Raw genomic sequence first — 19,996 nt, forward strand, 5'->3', positions numbered from 1 at the left:
AAGACTGACCGGAAGGTATGCAGCAGTTGTTTTTATTTCTGATCCGGTTTAGAGCCTTTTTTGTTTTCTTGGCTTTGGAGTTGGTATGCTTTTTTTTGATAGTTAATAATAATAGCTATCAATCGGCAGTTTTCTTCAATTCTTCTTCAGCTTTGGCTGGCAATGTTGCTGAATACACCCAAAACATCAATGATTACTTCATTTTGAAAAGGGTTAATGAGCAACTGGCACAAGAAAATGCTCTCTTAAAAAGACAATTAATAAAATATTCTGATAAAATCAGGAGTGATAGTTTAGAATCACTCCTGATATTTGACAGAAAATATGAAACTACCGCAGCCGAGGTAGTAGACAATTCAGTCCATAGATTCACAAACTACATTACCATTGACAAAGGTTCTGATCAAGGTATTGAACCCGAAATGGCTGTTATTTCTGCCGAGGGTATCGTAGGTAAAGTGATGCATGTTTCCGATAACTTTAGTGTTGTAAAATCAGTTTTACATACCGGAACAAATATCTCAACAACTATTTCCCGATTTGGAAACTTTTGTACCTTAACATGGGATGGAAAGTCACCAGAAAAAGGAAAAATTCTATATGTTCCAAGGCACTATCAATTACAAGAGGGAGATTCAATCTTTACTAGCGGATATAATTCAATTTTCCCGAAAGACATTCTTGTAGGCACGATATCAGACTTCTCAATTTCTGATGGAGATATTTTCTATGACATTTCTGTTGAATTGAGCACAGATTTTCAAGCCTTATCATATGTATTTGTGATAAAAAGCTTCAAAAGAGAAGAATTTGACAGTTTGCAAAATGCGACAAACATAAATGAAGAGTAGTAACATTAAATATATCCTTGGCTCTATAGCCTTTATTTTAATTCAGGTTTCGATCCTTAAAAATGTCGTCCTTTTTGATGTTGCTTTTTGTTTTCTTTATGTAATAATTCTTTTGGGAATTCCTTTATCGGTTGGCAGAGTATGGCAATTGATTATTGGCTTTGGCGTTGGGTTAACTATTGATATCTTCTACAATAGCATGGGTATTCATGCTGCTGCCGGTTTATTGTTAACTTTCATAAGACCAGTATTCCTGCAGTATAACTTCCCTCGTACTCCCGACCCTATTAGTACCCCAACTGTCAAGAACACAGGGCTTTCATGGTACCTTGGATATTCATTCTTTCTTGTTTTCTTACACCACTGCGTTATCTTCTTTATTGAAGCTTCCAACAAATCACTCTTCTTCTTAACTTTATATAAAATTTTGGCTAGTACTATTTTTACAGTGCTAATTATAATAATTGTACAATACTTAACCGTAAGCGGAAGAAAAGAGAGGTTGTTGTAATGTTCAAAGAGAGAAAGGTTATCATTCAGTCAATAGTGATCTTTGTAGCATTGATTCTGTTGACAAGACTCTTTCATTTACAGATAATTGACGAAACATCACGACTTGCTGCAGATAACAACAGTCGAAGGAAATATATTGAGTACCCATATAGAGGCCTGATCTATGACAGAAACGGGGAAATCATTGTTTACAATAAGCCTGTTTTTGACATCATGGTTGTTCCTAGTGAAGTGGAAATCGAAGACACTACCCACTTCTGCAGCCTACTTGATATTACCAAAGAAGAGTATATAGAAAGAATCACCAAGGCAAAAAAATACAGCTATGTAAAGCCTTCGGTTTTTTATTCTCAGATGTCAAATGAAGAATTTGCCAAAATTCAGGATAGATTTTCTGAATATTCCGGTTTCTTCGTTACTCCAAAAACTAATAGATATTATCCGTTTAGTGGTATGTCGAATGCCCTGGGCTATATTGGAGAGGTTACTCCGAGAATCCTTAACAGAGATACTACCAACTATTATAAAAGTGGTGACTTAATTGGTATTAGTGGACTAGAATCCAGATATGAAGAAGACCTTAGAGGAAAACGAGGTGTTTCATTTAAAATGGTAAATGTTCATGGTGTAGTAAAAGGGCAATATAAAGAAGGAAAGGCCGACACAATTCCTGAACCTGGTAAAAACATTACAACAACTGTTGATATAGAGTTACAGAAGTATGGAGAAAAATTAATGGCTGGTAAAATTGGAAGTGTTGTAGCTATAGAGCCTGCAACGGGTGAGATTTTATCAATTATTTCAGCTCCCTCTTACGATCCAAATTTGTTATCCGGAAGAAAGTTTAGCCAGAACTATTCAAAAATCAATACGGACTCTACCAAACCTTTATACAACAGACCAATACAAGCAGATCAGTATCCTCCGGGATCGATTTTCAAAATGGTGCAGGCGCTAATTGCACTTGAAGAGGGTGTAATTACACCTAATACGAGGTTTGTATGTAATCGTTCAATTATAAAATGTCACGGTCCACATAGCTATGAAGACCTGAAAGGAGCAATAAAACACTCCTGTAACCCATATTTCTACGAATCATTTAAGCGAGTAATCCAACAAGGTGAAGCTAAATCCTTTAATGAAGACGCCGCAATTGGTCTTGATAACTGGATAGCTCATTTAAAAACTTTTGGTCTCGGACAAAGACTTGGCATTGACCTTCCTAATGAACGGACAGGTGTTGTTCCTACAGTTGGATTATACAACAGGGTTTATGGTGAAAGAGCATGGAACTTTTTTACAGTTTATTCACTGTCCATCGGGCAGGGTGAGCTTGGGGTTTCCCCATTGCAAATGGCAAACCTCTCTGCGATAATTGCAAATAGAGGATACTACATTACTCCACACCTGGTAAAAGAAATAGATGGTTCAAAAGATCTTGTTCCTGAGCAATACAGAAAGAAAAACTACACTTCAGTAACTTCTGACAAATATGAAGTAGTTGTTGATGCAATGGACGCTGTGGTTAACAGCGGCTGGTCTGGTACAGGAGCAAGAGCCCATATTGATGATATTGTTGTTTGTGGTAAGACAGGAACAGCTCAAAACCCTCACGGGGAAGACCACTCAGTTTTTATCGCATTTGCACCAAAAGACAATCCAAAGATCGCTGTATCTGTGTATGTTGAAAATGCAGGACAGGGAGCAAGAGCAGCCGCTTCGATTGCCGGACTAATGATCGAGAAGTACCTGAAAAGAGAAATAGAGAGAAAAGCAATTGAGGAGTATGTACTTAAAGGTGACTTCATTTACTAATTATGAGAGAAAGAAATGACATATTTGCAAATGTTGACTGGATCACGATAACATTATATTTCATACTTGTGTTATTTGGCTGGTTTAACATTTTTGCTGCAGTTTATGATGCTTCTGCCAACCAAAATATATTTGACCTAAACCTGAATTCAGGTAAGCAGTTAATTTGGATTAGCGCATCGGTCATTACTATTATCATTATTTTCTTTGCTGACTTCAGGCTTATTGATTCACTGGCCTATTTTGCCTACGGGGCAGTAATGCTACTGCTCATAGCAGTATTATTCTTCGGGCGTGAAGTTGCCGGATCAACATCATGGTTTGAAATAGGGAGTTTCCGGTTTCAACCATCAGAATTTGCAAAATTTGTCACCGCTTTGGCTATGGCAAAATATCTAAGTGACCCACAGGCTAAACTAGATAGAATACCTGACCTAGCTGCTATTGGCGCTATACTTTTTCTCCCGATTGCATTAATCCTGTTACAAGGTGATGCAGGTACCACTATGGTATTCAGTATATTTGTTTTGGTTTTATTTAGAGAAGGACTTTCTCCAGTTCCTTTAATAATCGGTGTGCTTGGGGCGATTGTATTTTTATTAGCTATTTATCTAACACAAATAATTGGATGGAACCAATGGGCCATAATGGGTGGTATTTTTGGTATAGGTGTCATTATTGCAATATTAAATAGAGCAAAAACATCCAAAATCATAACTACACTAGTCATCACAGCTTCGGTATGCCTTGTTGTTTATAGCGTCGATTTCATCTTCGACAAAGTTTTAAAAGAACACCAGAGAACGAGAATTCTGGTATTATTCAACCCTGATCTGGACCCAAGAGGAGCTGGTTATAATGTTAATCAATCTAAAATTGCTATTGGCTCAGGTGGTTTTGATGGTAAAGGATTTTTAGAAGGTACCCAAACTAAGTATGACTATGTACCTGAGCAAAGCACAGACTTTATCTTCTGTACTATTGGTGAAGAACACGGGTACATAGGATCGTTTATTCTTGTGATACTATTTAGTGCTTTAATAATTCGTGTAATACAATTAGCCGAACGGCAGAAAATGAGATTCAGTAGAGTCTATGGCTATTGCGTAGCGATGATCTTATTCTTTCACTTTGCAGTAAATATCAGCATGACAATAGGATTATTCCCTGTAATTGGTATCCCATTACCTTTCTTCAGTTATGGAGGATCATCATTGATAGCATTTACCGTCCTGCTATTCACAATGGTTAAGCTTGATTCGCACCGAATGCAAGTACTGTCACACTAATAGTAAATAAATTTTAACCTTTAGTCAGGAAATCTGCGGTTTATCATATGCATAAACTCGCTAACCTCATATGATTCCATGTTCCATTTATTATTAGGAGCAAATTCTTGTTCAATTAAGTTAATCACCTCATTATATTCTGAGCATTGATCTAACTTATCAATTGCATGCTCAAACAATTCCTGATCACCTCTGAATAACTCTTTGGTAAACATGAATCGTTGATTTAGCGAAAGACCTTTTTTAATTGACTCCAGGTTTTGGTGAGCTAGTGTTTTGACCTTTCCCTTCTGTGACGCAACCTTATCATTTAGCGTTTCATAATCAGAATGAAATCTATCGACAAGTGGTTTCTCTTCAATAGAATCTTCAAGCTCTTCATGAGTGTTTTCAACAAATGACTCCTGTTTAACCTGTTCTTCTTCTATTTCTATCTCCTCAATTTCATCAACAACAATCTCTGAAGTATTAAACCCGGAACGTTCAGTATAAAGCTCTGATTCATCGATAGGCTGATATTCATTTAAATCGTTAATCAAGTGATCTATTGAATCTGGTTCGCTACCACTTTCTTCGCATACCCTGTTAAATTGATTTTCCAATACCTCGAATGAATATTCTTCATTATCGAGTGAGTTTAAATTAGAAACAAGACCACTCCACAAATTCTTATTGATTGTAAGATATTTTCCTCTTTCGTCTATGGCTTTAATACCCATACCATCAAGTTCCTTTATTTCAGAAATAAAGAAATCATATGGAGAGTACATCAGCTTCAAGGTATCTATTACAGAATCATAAACTAAAGGTTCAAGGTCTTTCTCAGCTATTAAGATATGATTGGATACTTTATTTTTAAATTGAATTAATGCTTCTTTAACTTCCTGATGATCATAATCAAAATATGGACTATCAGTAAGTCTTTTCATTTCAGTTTTCCAGTTTTTAAACAAGTATTTGATAACAAAATAATTTACCTGTTTCACCGGCGTCAACTTTTTAATATCGGCCCCGCTGACTTTTTCTTTTTCTGAAAATGCCGCAGCACAAATTTGACGTGCTACATTAGAAGCATACTTCTGAAGATAATTTTCATTTAAAGCTGGTGAAGACATAATTGCGATCTTTTATCTGTTATTCTGAATTCTAAAATTAAAAAGTTAAGCAATGATATAATTTATTTCCTTTTTAACGAACAATTTGTAAGGTTATTGATTAATCTGATATAGCAATTTTTTACACAGATGGAAAATAAAATTGTTGTTATAAACCACAACAATAAAAGTATCAGATTTTTAGACTCAGGCAACACTTTTCTTGAATTGTTTAAAAAAGAGAAGGTTCCCTGGATGAATATTTGTGGAGGAAAAGGAAAATGCACCACTTGCAGAATGAAGGTTATTAGTGGAATGGAAAATATTTCTCCGGAAACTGAAATCGAAAAAAGGTCCCACAACCTCAATAGACTACATGAAAATGAGCGACTTGCATGTCAGTCGTTTCCTTGCGGTGGTAAAATTGAAGTTAGCACTTCGCAAGATTATAAGTTTCCTCATATTACTTATTCCGATGATTAGCTTTATCTTTGAGGCATGTTTATTGAACCATCGTTAGAGCAATACGGTAACGGAGAAAGATATTCGGGTTGGATTGAGGTGATTTGCGGATCGATGTTTTCCGGAAAAACCGAAGAATTAATAAGGCGTCTGAACAGAGCTGTATTAGCTAATCAAAAAGTTGAGATTTTTAAGCCTGTTATTGACAACAGGTATTCTGAAACTGAAATAGTATCTCATAATAAAAATGCTATCAGGTCTACTACAGTCAATTTTGCTGATGACATACTGTTAAAGGCAGGTGATTGTTCGGTTGTCGGTATTGATGAAGCTCAATTTTTTGACAGCAGAATTGTTGATGTTTGTAATGAGCTCGCCAATGAAGGAAAACGTGTAATTGTAGCCGGACTTGACATGGACTACATGGGAAGACCATTTGGCCCAATGCCCTACTTAATGGCCGTTGCCGAATTTGTTACAAAAGTTCATGCTATTTGTATGAAATCTGGAGCTCTTGCGAATTATTCCTTTAGAAAAGTAATTAATGAAAATAAAGTTCTCGTAGGAGAAACTGAAAGCTATGAAGCTCGATGCCGAAAATGTTTTTTTACCGGACTTAAATCGTCTGATTAAATTTTTTATCCTTTCAATTCTTTTCTGCGCAAATTCGTTTGCTCAGGAAAAACTACCTACAGGGTCATGGGAAACACATTATTCTTATGATCAGGTCGAATTAATTGGGTCTGTCGCTAATGAAATTGTAGCAATAAGTAACCCTGGATTATTCTCTTATAATCCTTCTGAAGGCTGGATTGATAAAATTAACCCTGACGAGTTCCCAAATTCAAATATTACTGCGCTAAATACTGACAATGGATTAATTCTTGGCTTTGAAAACGGAAGTATCCTACGCTATAGTGAATCTTCAATCCTTGTAAATGAAGAATTGGTCTCTCCTTCAGACGACTTCAAAATCAATTCAATTCAACAATTGAATAATTTATATTTTCTGGGTACAAATGAAGGTTTGGTAACAGTAAATATTGAAACACTTGAAGTAAGAGATGCCTTTTTACAAATAGGAGAAAACGCTTCCAACCTTAGAGTATTTGATATCGCATTTTTTGAAGACAGCATATACATATCTTCCAATGAAGGTATAAAATCAGCATCACTAAATACTAATCTGGCTGATTTCAATAAATGGAATACGGTAAGTCAAATTGAAACAAAAGAGTTTTATAATTTGAATGCCGGTTTATTTGCTTTATCTAAATCAGGTTCTCTTTTAGAAAGAAATGAATTCGGAATATGGAATGATATTACTGACCAGCCTTCATCAAACTGGGTATCTGGAGTAGTCGATAACAATTCTATCTTTCTGGTTAATGACAATGCCATTTATAAATACGAACAGAATACTTTTACTTTAATCGAAGAATTAAGCTCTGATGTAACTCCAACTGACATAATTATTTCAACGAACCAATACTACCTTGGAACATCAAGTATGGGTTTAATAAAAATTGAAGGTTCAAATACCTCTTCAATTTACCCTTCAGGTCCAATCTCAAATTCTCCTACAAGAATAAAAGTATCTAACGGTAAACTTTTCTCCTTGAATGAAATTGGAGAAGATGAAATATCATACTACGACAACCTTGAATGGTTATCAAAATCATTATTTGATGCTCAAATATCAGACGTTGAATATATTAATAACACATATTATTTCACTTCAAATAATGCCGGACTAATTAGTGGTCTGGAAAATTCTGAATTATTGACAGGAATCAATCCAGTGATCAATGTAATACCTGGGACAGGCAATGATCAATACCAGTTTACATCGATAGCCAATCTGAATGGCTCTCTTACATTTACTCAAACAAATAGTGTAGTATATCTGTATAAAGACACTGATACAGGCCTATTACCTTTTGCAAAACCTGATTCAAGGTTAAATTACACCAGAAAGTTAAGCCCTTTAGGTAGCGACTTAATAGCACTTACTGGCAATCTGCCTTCAGGAAATATTGTAATAATTGATTCTGAGAACCAGGACTACAGGATATTTACAGCTACTGAAAATAACGGAAACCTGCCAGGAAACATTTTCTGCTTTGATATAGATAGCGATGAAAGAATCTGGATAGGAACTAATAATGGTGTGTATTTTATGGATATCCCTTTTGGAGTATTTGACTTTGTTGCAGTAAATGCTGACAGACCAATTTTTGAAGGCAGATATTTATTAGAAGGAAGGACTGTAAATGACCTGCTAATTGATAGTGGTGACAGACTATGGACAGCAACTGATCTTGGAGTTAGAGTTTTTGATGCTAATTTAGATGAAGAACTAGCATTTTTTAATAGTTCTAATTCACCTATGCCTTCCAATAAAGTTTTGGATATTGAATTTGACTCATCAACTGGCAAGATCTATATTTTGACAGACAGGGGGCTTGTAACTTATCAAAGTAACGCAACAAAACCAGCTCCGGATTATGAGAAGGTATCTATTTATCCAAATCCCTATTCACTACAAAAGGATAATACTATTACCCTTACTAACCTTAAAAACAATAGTAGAATAACTATTACAACCGCAGGAGGTTCTTTTATCGATGAAGTAAGTAGTAATGGAGGTACTGCAACATGGACTCTACCAAACGGAATTGCTCCCGGAGTTTATTTATTTTATACTTCAGACCGTTTTGGTGAAGAAGGGTTTATTGGAAAAGCAGTAATCATACCTTAGAATGCTAATTAAAACACAGGGTATCGTATTCAATTATATAAAATATGGTGAGACTTCAATCATATGTAGAATTTATACCCGTGAAAAAGGATTAAAGTCTTTCTTAATTAATAGTGCCAGAACAGCCAAAGGAAAAGGAAAAATAGCCTTATATCAGCCATTAAACCTCCTCGATTTAGTCATTTATGATCGTAATGATGATAAGCTTACCAGAATCAATGAAGCAAGATTAGATTATCATTATCAATCTTTACCATTTGATCCGGTAAAAAGAGGTGTCGGCCTATTTTTATCTGAAATACTGTTTAAAATTATTAAGCAGGATGAAGAGCCGGAACAAGTTCATGATTTTATAAAGAGTTCACTTTGTATCCTTGACCAAACTGAAATTGATATCAACAATTTCCATTTGAAGTTTTTAATTAAGCTTAGTCCATTTTTAGGCTTAAATATGGAAAGCAGTGATGTATTAGCAGAGGAAATGGAAACTTTTTATGATCTAAAATTAAATAAACCTGTACTTGATGCCTTTGAGCAACTAAAAGATTCTGATTACGGTAAGGAATGCAAGATAAATAATTCAATTCGGAGGGAATTACTTCATGTGCTTATAGATTTTTACCGATACCATCTAGATATTGGAGAGTTAAAATCATTACCTGTACTCATAGAATTATACCTATAAAAAAACCCGGCTAAACCGGGTTCTTATATTTTTCAAATTAAATATTCTTATTCCGTAAGAGTAATTGTTCTTTCAACAGTATTAAATGGACCTGGGATAACATTGCCTTCGCTATCAATAAGCTCTAGTTTAATAGTATTTTCACCCATTGACATACCTTCAATAAAGTATGGCTGCCATTTATCAATTAGGAAAGTATCATCATTAATTGTTGCTCTGACTTTATTTCCTTCTGAAGATAAGTCAGTGTTTAGCAAATAGAAATCTAATAATACTTTCTTAATATCAGCACCCGAATACTCTCCTTTTGGACGGCTGTAAAACATATGCGGCTGAGTCAAATCTGCAGGCTCAGCATCAACATCTCCTACAGTAAACTGTCTTATAACATAGGCATCCGGATTCTTCAAGCTTTCATGATAAGAACGAGACAAGAATGCTAAAGAAACGTAATGGCCTGCCTCAAGTTCTTTTTCAAAATTAGCATCATAATGGGCAGAATATGGCTGATTATTTAATATAAGGTGAATATGTTGCCCTTTAGCCGAATTTGCACATTGCTTAATATCAGCATCTTGAGTCTGACTCGCCAAAGTATAGTTCTTGACATTAAAATTAAATTGAACCATACCCTGCTCCATTGAACCTGACTCGGATGGAGACATCATTTCAAGCATAGAATCCTCAAACTCAGGAGAATTATTAACTGGAGAAATAGTTATCGCTGGTTTCTCTGTGATAACTTCTTCTACCATTGCACTAGAATCTTCTGTACTTTCTTCTTCAGAGCCATCTTTAGTTGTGGTACAAGAAACTCCCACAATAAGTATAGCTAAGAAGATGGTTGACATTCTGGTTTTGAACATATCTAAATCGATTTTGTTGGTATTTCAGTTTATTAATATTAAGAAAAAATAAGTAGTTTGCAATGTAATAAATACTATATAAAATGTCTGATATACTTTATAATGATATCCCCTCGCTGGATTTAGATGACTTCAGGAGTAATAATCCTGAAAGGAAAGCTGCATTTGTGAAGGCTTTAGGAGATGCTTACCAGAACATTGGTTTTGTTGCTGTCAAAAACCATGGATTAAGTGATGAACTACAGGCGGAGTTATATGAAAATGTACAAAAGTTCTTTGCTTTAGAAGATAATATAAAAGAAAAATATGCTCGTCCTGAAATGGCTGGACAAAGAGGTTACATCGGTAAGATGAAAGAGCATGCCAAGGGTAGAAACGTTGGTGACTTAAAAGAATTCTATCATGTGGGTCAACCAAAAGACTCTGGACATCCATTAACAAATGAATACCCTGACAATGTGTGGCCGGATGAATTACCAGAATTTAAAGATTCATGTCTTTCTGCTTATAGAATCCTTGAGCAGGCAGGCCTTGATATGCTTAGTGCGATCGCTATCCACTTAGGATTATCAGAAGATTATTTTCAGGATAAAGCATCTTATGGAAACAGTATTCTAAGAGCTATACATTATTATCCGATTCCAAACCCTGATGAGGTGCCTGAAGATGCTGTAAGAGCTGCAGAACATGGTGATATTAACCTGATTACTTTGCTAATGGGAGCTAGTGCAGACGGTTTACAAGTTTTACGCCGTGATGGAAAGTGGATTCCAATTACTGCACTTCCAAATCAAATAGTAGTAAATGTAGGCGATATGCTTGCACGACTAACAAATGACAAATTAAAATCGACAATCCACAGGGTAGTAAATCCGCCTAAAGAAAAAATGAATTCTTCTAGATATTCAATTCCATTCTTTATGCATCCAAGATCTGAAATGGATCTTACTTGTTTGGAAAGCTGTATTGATAAAGAAAACCCTAAAAAATATGATGATATGACTGCAGGTGAATTTCTTGATCAAAGATTAGCTGAAATCGGATTAAAAAAATAACCCCGGATTTTCTATATGCGGAAAATTCGATCATTAATCTATCTCAAAGAAGTTTTAAAGCTGGGTGTGACCGCCTTTGGAGGGCCACAGGCACACCTGGCTTTGTTTTTTGATATCTTCGTTGAAAAAAGAGCATATCTTTCTAATAAAGAACTGATCGAGCTCCATGCATTGTGTCAAATCTTACCCGGACCTACATCAACTCAAACTATTACAGCAATAGGCTACCGTATCGGAGGTCCTAAATTAGCTTATCTGACTCTTTTGGCCTGGTGTCTTCCAGCAGTTACCGTTATGACAGCTGTGGGTTTTGCTTTGTCATATTTAAACAATCCTTTATCAGTTACTGAATTTATTCAACCAATGGTTGTTGCTATTGTTGGCATTGCAGCTATCAGAATAAGCAACAAGGTTGTTGTATCTAATCATGGATTGATAATTATGATTATTACAGCATTAGCTGCATACTTTTACAGAAGTCCATTTGCATACCCCGCATTAATTATTATTGGAGGCCTATCAACGGCCATAAACTTTAAGCTTCACCCAAAAGAAAATAATAAAAAACTAAATATAAACTGGAGCAATTTCTTACTCTGGGGAGGGGTTCTTATTGCGGCAGCTATTCTGGGTGCCATAACAAATAAAAGGGAGATTCTCCTCTTTGAAAACTTTTATCGGAATGGTTCGCTAATATTTGGAGGTGGTCAGGTGCTCATCCCATTTTTATACACAGAATTTGTTGAGTTTAAACAATATTTAACTTCAAACGAGTTCTTGTCTGGTTACGGATTTAATCAAGCTGTACCAGGACCAACATTTAGCTTTGCTGCATTTGTTGGTACTCTGTCAATGAGAGACTATGGATTTACAGGACAGATAATTGGCGCATATTTAAGTGCTGCAGGAATTTTCCTACCAGGAACATTTCTAATCTTCTTCATCATCCGGTTTTGGGATGAATTAAAAAAATACAGAATTATTAAAGCTAGCCTTGAAGGTGTTAATGCTGCAGGCTCAGGTCTTGTAGTTGCTGCTGCATTCCTTTTGTTTGAACCACTCGATAAAAACCCTATGAGTTTCGGGATAATTCTAATAACATTAGGATTAATGACTCTAAAGGTTAGAACTCCTTATATAATCATCGCAGGTGTAATAGCAGGGTTTATTTTCTAATTGACAAAAACGTTTTACCGTTCTCAACTGAAATGTCAGCTTGCATACCTACAGGAACAGGATAGTTTTCCATACAATGCCCAAATGGTGCGCCATAGTAAACAGGATAATTATATTCTTTTATATGACTCTCTATAATTTCATTTACCTCTAATCCAAAAGGCTCTTCATCATATGGTATATCTGTAATACTACCTACTATAAGTCCGGACAATTCTCTCAACACCCCTGCACGCTTCAATTGAACCATATATCGATCGATTTTATATAAGTCTTCACCAACCTCCTCGATAAACAATACTTTATTTTTGAAACTCAAAGGGAACGTTTCTGTACCAATATTGTTTGCAATCATAGACAAATTACCACCAACAAGACTACCCGTGCAATTGGCATCACTACATAAAGAGGTAGTTTTCCACGATATAACGTAATCAGTTTTAGTCATTAAAAAATCTTTCACAGAATTGACTGCTTTAGAATCTGTTTTGGATTTAAAGAGAGCAGGCATAGGTGAATGAATTGAAGCAACACCAATTCTTTCTAAACCTAATAACAATGTTGTTACATCAGAAAATCCCAGAATCCATTTCGGATGTTTAAATAAAGGTTTAAGATCAATGTTATCAATAATTCGGGTTGTTCCATAACCTCCTCTTACACAAAAAACAGCCTTTATTTCGGTATTACTTATTGCCCATTGCAGATCAGCAATTCTTTGATCATCAGTGCCTCCAAACCTAAAGTTCCTTTCATAAAGATGGTTTCCGGTAATTACCTTAAGGCCCCAGGAATTAATAATGTCTATTGCATATTCAACCAACTCTCTATCAACAGCTCTGGCAGTAGCAATGATGGCTATTTTGTCACCTTTATTAAGAAATGATGGTATTATCATTTGGAACATAATTAAATAAAAAAAGCCTCAATAATTGAGGCTTTTAATTTAGTATAAATTTCAATTATTCCGCAGGAGGAGGAGTAATTCCTAACTTAGCGAAAACTTTATTCGTTACATCTGAATCATCATCAGCATAAAGTAAAATATCAGTTCCAGGAGTACCAGAGTTAAAGATATGAGTGTACCCGCCTTCTTTTGCTACATTCTGAATAGCTTCTTCTATTTGCTTATAAAGAGGCTGCAAAAGCTCAGTATATTTTGACTGCATGCTCTTTTGAGCATCCTGAGCAAATTTCTGAAGGTTCTGATCCATTTGCTGAAGTTCTCTTTCCTTGTCAGCTCTAACAACATCAGACCATTGATTAGCCTGTACATTCTGCTCATATTCAGTTAATCGCTCTCTTAGAGTGTTTTGCTTAGCCTGAATTTGATTCTGTAATTGCTTTTGATAGGTTTCGAATTCGCTCTGTACATTCTTCATTTGTGGCATGTTAGAAAGTACATAGTCAACGTTTGTATATCCTATTTTAAGTTGCTGTCCCTGTGCAGCCATGCTGAATCCGGCAATAATTATCCCGAATACAATAAGAAAAAATCTACTTTTCATCATTCTCCAATTTAATTTATAATTTTTACTCAACTGTGTCATTCTTATCACCAAGCCCCAATTCCTCTAAAACATAATCCGTATAATCATGTACTGGGTTGGTGTAAATCATTACTAAATCACCTGATTTATCAAATACAATCTGAAGCTTTTTATCTTTAGCTACCTTACTTACCGCTTCAAATACTTGATCCATTACCGGTTTTACAATTTCTTCTTTCTTTAGATAGAATAGACCTTCATAACCAAATACTTTCTGCTGATAGTTTTGAATTTCTTCTTCCTTCTTTTTGATCTCAGATTTTCTCTCCTTGATCATTTCCTCAGTAAGCAAAACTTTCTCAGCTTCCAAAGCTTCATACATCGTTTCCTTCTCAGCGATCATTTCTTTAATCTCATCCTGCCAACTTCGTGCCAATTCTTGAATTCGCGATTGAGCCTCTTTATATTCAGGCATTTGATTCAAGACATATTCGGTATCTACATACCCGAATTTTTGACCATAGGACGTAAAAACGAGACCTATAAATAATACTGAAAGAAGGGTTATTTTTTGCATTATCTTAACTGATTTCCAATTGTAAAGTGGAATTGTGGCCCACTTGTACCAAGTTGTCCTGGCAATCTGTCAAACCCATATGCCCAGTCGATTCCAATCAAACCAAACGCTGGCATAAATATCCTAGCACCTACCCCCGCAGAACGATATAAATTAAACGGATTAAAATCCTGATAATTATTCCAGTTATTACCCGCTTCACTAAATCCAAGAACATAAATCGTAGCGCCCGGGTTTGTACTTATTGGATAACGTAGTTCCATCGTATATTTCGAGAATACTACACCACCATAAATTTCATCTCCTGCTGGAGAAGCACTTCCACTATAGGCTGGTGGGGTTACAGCATTATCTTCATAACCTCTTAATGCAATAATCTCCTGTCCAATCTGGAAGTTTGTACCTGCAAGACCACTACCTCCCATTACATATCTTTCAAAAGGAGAAATACCTTTATCTATATTATATGTACCAAGGAATCCAAAGTTAGCTTTTGCATGAAATACAAGGTCACCAACAATCGGAGTAAAATAGCTTATATCCAAATCCCACTTATGATACTCAATCCATTCATTTACTTCATCAGTTTCTTCAACTTCTGCATCTTCTGAGAAATCAAACGATGAGAACGGTGGAGTTAATGCTACTGACAAACTTATGCTTGATCCTGATCTTGTATAAATCGGATTATCTATACTTGACCTTGAGATTGTAGTGTTAAGTGTTAAACTCTTAAACTTACCGTCATCAACTGATAATCCTAGATAAGGATAATTATCAAGATTATAAACTGAGAATGCAAGTGAATTAGAAACCTGGAAGAAATCATCAGGCCATCTTACTCTTCTTCCCAAGCCAACTGATAAAGATGTTAATTTTAAACTACCCGTAAAACTTGTCGGATCAAAAAAGCTTGCTCCTGACCTTACCACTGTATGACTTAAATTAACTGAGAATGCATTTGGATTTCGTCCTCCTAACCATGGCTCTTGAAATGAGAATGAATAAGATTGATATTGACGACCACTAGCCTGAACTCTAATACTCAATCTTTGTCCATCACCTCTTGGTACCGGCTTCCATTTACTTAAATCAAATAAGTTCTTAGCTGAAAAGTTATTTAGAGAAAGTCCTAGAGTACCTACGAAACCATAAATACCTCCCCAACCACCTGAAAGTTCTATCTGGTCATTTGACTGCTCCGCTAAAACCCAGTGTATATCAACTGTGCTATTTTCTGGATCCGGGAAATATTGTGGTTCAATTTGTTCCGGATCAAAGAATCCTAGTTGGGCTAATCGCTGATTAGTTTTAATTAAGTTACTTCTACTAAATTTATCTCCAGGTCTGGTTGATAGCTCTCTTAATACAACATGATCATGAGTCTGATTATTACCTTTTACAAGTACTTGATCAATAGTTGCAATGCCACCTTCCATTATTCTCATTTCGATATCAATGGAATCTCCTTCAACCAACACCTCTACAGGCTGAATATTAAAGAATAAATATCCATTATCTGTATATAATGAGTTAATATCTCTGCTGCCAGTAGGGTCAAAATTCAGTCTTTTGCTTAGTTTTTCCTTATCGTAAACATCCCCCTTTTCGATACCTAAAACTGCAGATAAAGTTTCATCTGTATAAAGATAGTTTCCAGTCCAAATAATATCTCTGAAATAATAACGCTTACCTTCATCAACTTTAATATGAACATTGATATTTCTATCGTCTTTATAATATACAGTATCACTAATTATCTCCGCATCTCTGTAACCCTTACTATTATAGAAATCAAGCAAAAGATTTTTGTCATTTCTATATTCCTTAGGAATGAATTTTGTTGAATTGAAAAAGTTCAATTTAACGTGTTCATTCATGTACTCTGTAAATTTATCTTTTGTTAAAGATCCTTCGGGAGTAAATGCATCTCCAATTGTTTTAGGCTTAAAAGTGAAAAGCCTTGAAAAAAGATCTTTGAATATACTTACGCGAGCATATTCATTAGTCTTCTTCATTTTACTTCTAAGCTTTACTGCATTGTAATTATCATTACCTTCAAAACTAATTTCATGAACCCGGACTTTAACGCCCTTATCAATATCGATATTAAGTTTTGCATAATTACTAAGCGCAGTATCTGCTATTTGCTTTATATCAATATCAGCTTTAGGAAAGCCCTTTTCAACAAAATATTTTCTGATTGATAATTCAGTATTTTTTTTGAGTACATCAGTTACAACACTACCTCTAATAAGCCCTATTTCATCCTGAAGATTCTCCTGTGTTGTTTTATTTACACCAGTAATCTGATAAGTTGATAATCTTGGCTGCTCTTTTAAAGCAAGTTCTAAATAGACCTTATCTCCCTGAACTTTTGTGATGTTAACTTTAACATCTCCAAGAATTCTTTGCTTCCACAAATTTTTAACAGCATTAGAAATTGCTTCTCCGGGAATCTTTATCTTATCGCCTACTTTCAGACCAGATAAAGAGATTAACGCATTATTATCAAGATACTCAACTCCGGATACCGTGATTTCGGCTATCTCATATTCTTTTGGATCAGAATAATTGAGTTCAATTTTTTTACTCTGCTTTTTTTGAAATCGATCTAAACCAATTTGACCATAGGTCGATAATACGATTCCCGTTAAAAAAACAATGATTAATAATTTTCTCATGCGTCGCTTTTCAATTGTTCACTGATTTTACCAAATCTTCTCTCTCTTCGTTGGTAAGAAAGAATAGCATTAGCTAATTCTTCTTTATTAAAATCAGGCCATAGTGTCTCTGTAAAATATAATTCTGTGTATGCTGATTGCCATAGTAAATAATTACTTATTCGCATCTCACCACTAGTCCTTATCATTAATTCAGGATCGGGGTATGGGGCAGTCATCAAATTCTTTGCAATTGTAGATTCGTTTATTTCTTCCGGGTCTAATTCTCCTTTACTTACTTGGTCAGCAATCTTTTTCATTGCTTGAGTAATTTCCCATCTCCCACTATAACTCAATGCTAAAATAAGGTTAAGGCCAGTATTTTCCTTCGTCCGGTCAATTGCTTCCAACAATTCTCTTTTACACTTTTCAGGTAAAGATTCTGTATCACCAATTGTATGTAACCTAACATTATTTTTGGTCAGTGTTTTTAATTCTTTTCGTATAGTCCCAACCAATAGCTCCATCAACCCGGAAACCTCATCTTTCGGACGGTTCCAATTCTCAGTTGAAAAAGCATATAAAGTAAGATATTGAACACCTATTTCAGCACACCCTTCAGTAACTTCCCTTACAGCATTAACAGCATTCTTATGCCCGAATAAGCGCATGGCACCTTTTTTCTTGGCCCATCTACCGTTTCCGTCCATTATCACTGCTATGTGAGAAGGAATGTTTGACTTATCAATATGCTCCATAAACTGTTCCACAACCCGCAAAAATATAGCGCAAGGTACAAAAAAGCTAAGTTTAAGCTAAATAAGATCTCGTTAATGTTTGTTAAGTTGAAAATTAACCTGATTTAGTTAGGCTTTATTGGGCAAGGGATCTTAATTATCACATAATTAAGTGTAAAATGAAGATTATAATACCAGTCATTATCATACTTATTTCCATAATTATAATTATAACCGGCAGCTCCTTTATTCAATCCAGCATTTGTGTCCGGAATCTCTGAAACACCATCGATATAATCAAAAAAGGTTTTTCTAAATCCTAGCTCAGCTCCCAAATGCCAATGCCTGTTAAGCTTCCATTTCATTCCAACGCCAAAAGGTATTACTGGTTGAATATTACTATATGATGCAGTTCCCGGGTCGTCTCCAAATAACCAAAAACCTCCAACTCCTGCAAAAATATATGGACTTGATTTAAATTGTGATTTTATTTGACGATAATCAAGAAAGTGAAATTCACCAACCGCCATTAACTCAAGAATTGAAACATTAAAAGAAGTGTTTCTAATGCGGCTGAATCTGTCTGCCGGTCTGGAATCATCACCAGCAATATTATTATAGGTTAACTGAGCCCGCCAACCAGTATATTCATTCAAATTTTGACGATAAAACACTCCTAAAGAAGGCCTCAAGTATAAAGGATTAATACCTTTTACTACTTCACCAATGTAGCCAGCTCCTCCAAAAGCAGCTCCTACTTCTTTGTATGTAGGTAGTTCCTGACCATTAACTTTATTAATTGACAAAAAAACTACTAAAAAAAATGGGAGTAGACTCACCAATTTACTCCCCTTTTTCCAACATCTTAATCTTTTATTCACTTTATCTGAATTTTGATCTTTTCACCCTGCCGGCACCTAATATGTACATTAGCCTAACACGGGTTACTATAAAAATATCATTATCATCCATGTTTCCTCTCTTATTGGCAAAATCTCCTTCTCCTCCTCTGCTACCAAACCCCCTGTAAACTTGATATCCGCCTACATTTTCCAAGTTTGTTCCATCCATAAGTGCATTAAACTCCCTTGTTTCACCTTCAGAAGAAACTAGCTCACCAGACCTGTAAGACATTGCTCTTGCTAAATCAGAATTAAGCTTATCGAGGTCTACATAATACCCACTCACATCGTCAATGTAATCCGTAAACAACCAATTGTATTCAAACTCAACTGCAATATTCACAGCATTGCTCAATTTAAAGGTTGCCCCTATCCCAAATGGAACAGATATTATAGTTTTGCTGTAAGTGTCAACGTCATAAGCACTACTATATTGTCCTTCGGTTCCAAGAGGTTCAAGATCTATCCATTCACCAGATTGAGGATATGATTTTCCAAAAGAATCTTGCTCCGGCACCCTTCCTTGAGGATTATGAAAAATTGCTGATACCCCAACAAAAACATAAGGATTCCAGTCATTTCTTGTTATATAAGTTCCGTTGTTAGAATAAAGAAATACATCACTTCTAACACCTACCTGATAAATTCTATTTCTGAAACTTAAATTTCTAACATATCGATATTGGCCATTGTCATCATAGGGGTCGGCAGACTCAAAATCGTCACCTCTCAAGGTTCCAAATGTAAAAAACACAGATGGTTGAAAGCGTTGCCCCATTCTTCTTGAAACAAAAAGTGAAAATGAAGGCCTGGTATATTTCAAGTCTGTACTCAATCTACTTGATGTAGGTGTTATATCACCAAAATAATTCATGGCTCCAACACCAATATCTATTGTTGTATATTGAAATCGTCTATCGAAGCTCTTTTTAAACCCTCGAAAGTTTGATACGGTTTGTCTTCCTCTACGTCCCTGCGCTTGAACTTCTAGTGCAGACACAGATAAAAGCAAAATTATCAAAGGTAAAATTAACGACCGCATAATTATATTTTGTTTCAA

The 19,996-nt window shown here is 35.4% G+C and carries 19 protein-coding genes; 10 read left to right on the forward strand and 9 right to left on the reverse strand.

The features are described from left to right. Nucleotides 1-17: 17 nt before the first annotated feature. Genes mreC through rodA form a run of 4 tightly spaced genes read left to right on the forward strand, consistent with a single transcriptional unit; the run spans nt 18 to nt 4,468 of the window. Nucleotides 18-851: a rod shape-determining protein MreC gene (gene mreC, locus HH304_RS15325; RefSeq protein ID WP_169683203.1), complete on the forward strand. Its 834-nt coding sequence runs from the start codon at nt 18-20 to the stop codon at nt 849-851. Beyond that, the gene (locus HH304_RS15330; protein ID WP_169683205.1) at nt 841-1,362 is read left to right on the forward strand and encodes a Rod shape-determining protein MreD; all 522 of its coding nucleotides are present in this window, start codon (nt 841-843) and stop codon (nt 1,360-1,362) included. Before mreC ends, HH304_RS15330 begins: the two co-directional genes overlap by 11 nt. Beyond that, nucleotides 1,362-3,179: a penicillin-binding protein 2 gene (gene mrdA, locus HH304_RS15335; protein ID WP_169683207.1), complete on the forward strand. Its 1,818-nt coding sequence runs from the start codon at nt 1,362-1,364 to the stop codon at nt 3,177-3,179. The genes HH304_RS15330 and mrdA overlap by 1 nt, the downstream gene beginning before the upstream one ends. A 2-nt stretch (nt 3,180-3,181) precedes the next feature. Continuing rightward, nucleotides 3,182-4,468, forward strand: coding sequence for a rod shape-determining protein RodA (gene rodA / locus HH304_RS15340; RefSeq protein ID WP_169683210.1), 1,287 nt, complete (start codon nt 3,182-3,184; stop codon nt 4,466-4,468). Between the two features lie 20 nt (nt 4,469-4,488). Here rodA and HH304_RS15345 read toward each other — a convergent pair whose 3' ends face one another. Continuing rightward, nucleotides 4,489-5,583 (reverse strand): hypothetical protein, encoded by a 1,095-nt coding sequence (locus HH304_RS15345; protein WP_169683212.1) that lies wholly within the window; start codon nt 5,581-5,583, stop codon nt 4,489-4,491. 129 nt (nt 5,584-5,712) lie between these two features. Between HH304_RS15345 and HH304_RS15350 the strand changes: the two genes are divergently transcribed. Genes HH304_RS15350 through recO form a run of 4 tightly spaced genes read left to right on the forward strand, consistent with a single transcriptional unit; the run spans nt 5,713 to nt 9,470 of the window. Continuing rightward, on the forward strand, nt 5,713-6,045 hold the full coding sequence (locus tag HH304_RS15350) for a 2Fe-2S iron-sulfur cluster-binding protein (RefSeq protein ID WP_169683214.1): 333 nt from the start codon (nt 5,713-5,715) through the stop codon (nt 6,043-6,045). A gap of 15 nt (nt 6,046-6,060) precedes the next feature. Further along, a complete protein-coding gene (locus tag HH304_RS15355) occupies nt 6,061-6,657 on the forward strand; it encodes a thymidine kinase (RefSeq protein ID WP_169683216.1) in 597 nt (198 codons plus the stop codon). Continuing rightward, entirely contained in the window at nt 6,605-8,785 is a 2,181-nt protein-coding gene (gene porZ, locus HH304_RS15360) for a type IX secretion system anionic LPS delivery protein PorZ (protein ID WP_169683218.1), read from the forward strand. Before HH304_RS15355 ends, porZ begins: the two co-directional genes overlap by 53 nt. 1 nt (nt 8,786) lies before the next feature. Next, nucleotides 8,787-9,470, forward strand: coding sequence for a DNA repair protein RecO (gene recO / locus HH304_RS15365; RefSeq protein ID WP_169683221.1), 684 nt, complete (start codon nt 8,787-8,789; stop codon nt 9,468-9,470). A 47-nt stretch (nt 9,471-9,517) separates the two neighbouring features. On the opposite strand, the gene HH304_RS15370 is transcribed toward recO, so the two are convergent. Continuing rightward, nucleotides 9,518-10,336, reverse strand: a complete 819-nt coding sequence (locus tag HH304_RS15370) for a phosphopeptide-binding protein (RefSeq protein WP_271711645.1) — start codon at nt 10,334-10,336, stop codon at nt 9,518-9,520. Nucleotides 10,337-10,419: 83 nt separating this feature from the next. On the opposite strand from HH304_RS15370, the gene HH304_RS15375 reads away from it, so the two are divergent. Further along, a complete protein-coding gene (locus tag HH304_RS15375; RefSeq protein WP_169683224.1) occupies nt 10,420-11,391 on the forward strand; it encodes an isopenicillin N synthase family dioxygenase in 972 nt (323 codons plus the stop codon). A 15-nt stretch (nt 11,392-11,406) separates the two neighbouring features. After that, nucleotides 11,407-12,567 (forward strand): chromate efflux transporter, encoded by a 1,161-nt coding sequence (gene chrA, locus HH304_RS15380; RefSeq protein WP_169683226.1) that lies wholly within the window; start codon nt 11,407-11,409, stop codon nt 12,565-12,567. On the opposite strand, the gene HH304_RS15385 is transcribed toward chrA, so the two are convergent. From HH304_RS15385 to HH304_RS15415, 7 genes are all read right to left on the reverse strand, one after another. Further along, nucleotides 12,557-13,465 carry a S66 peptidase family protein gene (locus HH304_RS15385; RefSeq protein ID WP_169683227.1) on the reverse strand — a complete coding sequence of 303 codons (909 nt, stop codon included), beginning with the start codon at nt 13,463-13,465 and terminating at the stop codon, nt 12,557-12,559. The genes chrA and HH304_RS15385 overlap by 11 nt on opposite strands. Before the next feature lie 64 nt (nt 13,466-13,529). Continuing rightward, entirely contained in the window at nt 13,530-14,075 is a 546-nt protein-coding gene (locus HH304_RS15390) for an OmpH family outer membrane protein (RefSeq protein WP_271711646.1), read from the reverse strand. A gap of 25 nt (nt 14,076-14,100) precedes the next feature. After that, a complete protein-coding gene (locus HH304_RS15395) occupies nt 14,101-14,634 on the reverse strand; it encodes an OmpH family outer membrane protein (protein WP_169683229.1) in 534 nt (177 codons plus the stop codon). After that, complete coding sequence (locus HH304_RS15400) at nt 14,634-17,318, reverse strand: BamA/OMP85 family outer membrane protein (RefSeq protein ID WP_169683231.1); 2,685 nt, start codon at nt 17,316-17,318, stop codon at nt 14,634-14,636. Before HH304_RS15400 ends, HH304_RS15395 begins: the two co-directional genes overlap by 1 nt. After that, nucleotides 17,315-18,055 carry an isoprenyl transferase gene (locus tag HH304_RS15405; RefSeq protein ID WP_169683309.1) on the reverse strand — a complete coding sequence of 247 codons (741 nt, stop codon included), beginning with the start codon at nt 18,053-18,055 and terminating at the stop codon, nt 17,315-17,317. Before HH304_RS15405 ends, HH304_RS15400 begins: the two co-directional genes overlap by 4 nt. 104 nt (nt 18,056-18,159) lie before the next feature. Continuing rightward, complete coding sequence (gene porG / locus HH304_RS15410) at nt 18,160-18,915, reverse strand: type IX secretion system protein PorG (RefSeq protein ID WP_169683233.1); 756 nt, start codon at nt 18,913-18,915, stop codon at nt 18,160-18,162. Between the two features lies 1 nt (nt 18,916). Continuing rightward, complete coding sequence (locus tag HH304_RS15415) at nt 18,917-19,978, reverse strand: hypothetical protein (RefSeq protein ID WP_169683235.1); 1,062 nt, start codon at nt 19,976-19,978, stop codon at nt 18,917-18,919. Nucleotides 19,979-19,996 lie beyond the last annotated feature (18 nt).

It is taken from the genome of Marinigracilibium pacificum (assembly GCF_012926615.1).
Taxonomy (GTDB): Bacteria; Bacteroidota; Bacteroidia; order Cytophagales; family Cyclobacteriaceae; genus Mangrovivirga; species Mangrovivirga pacifica.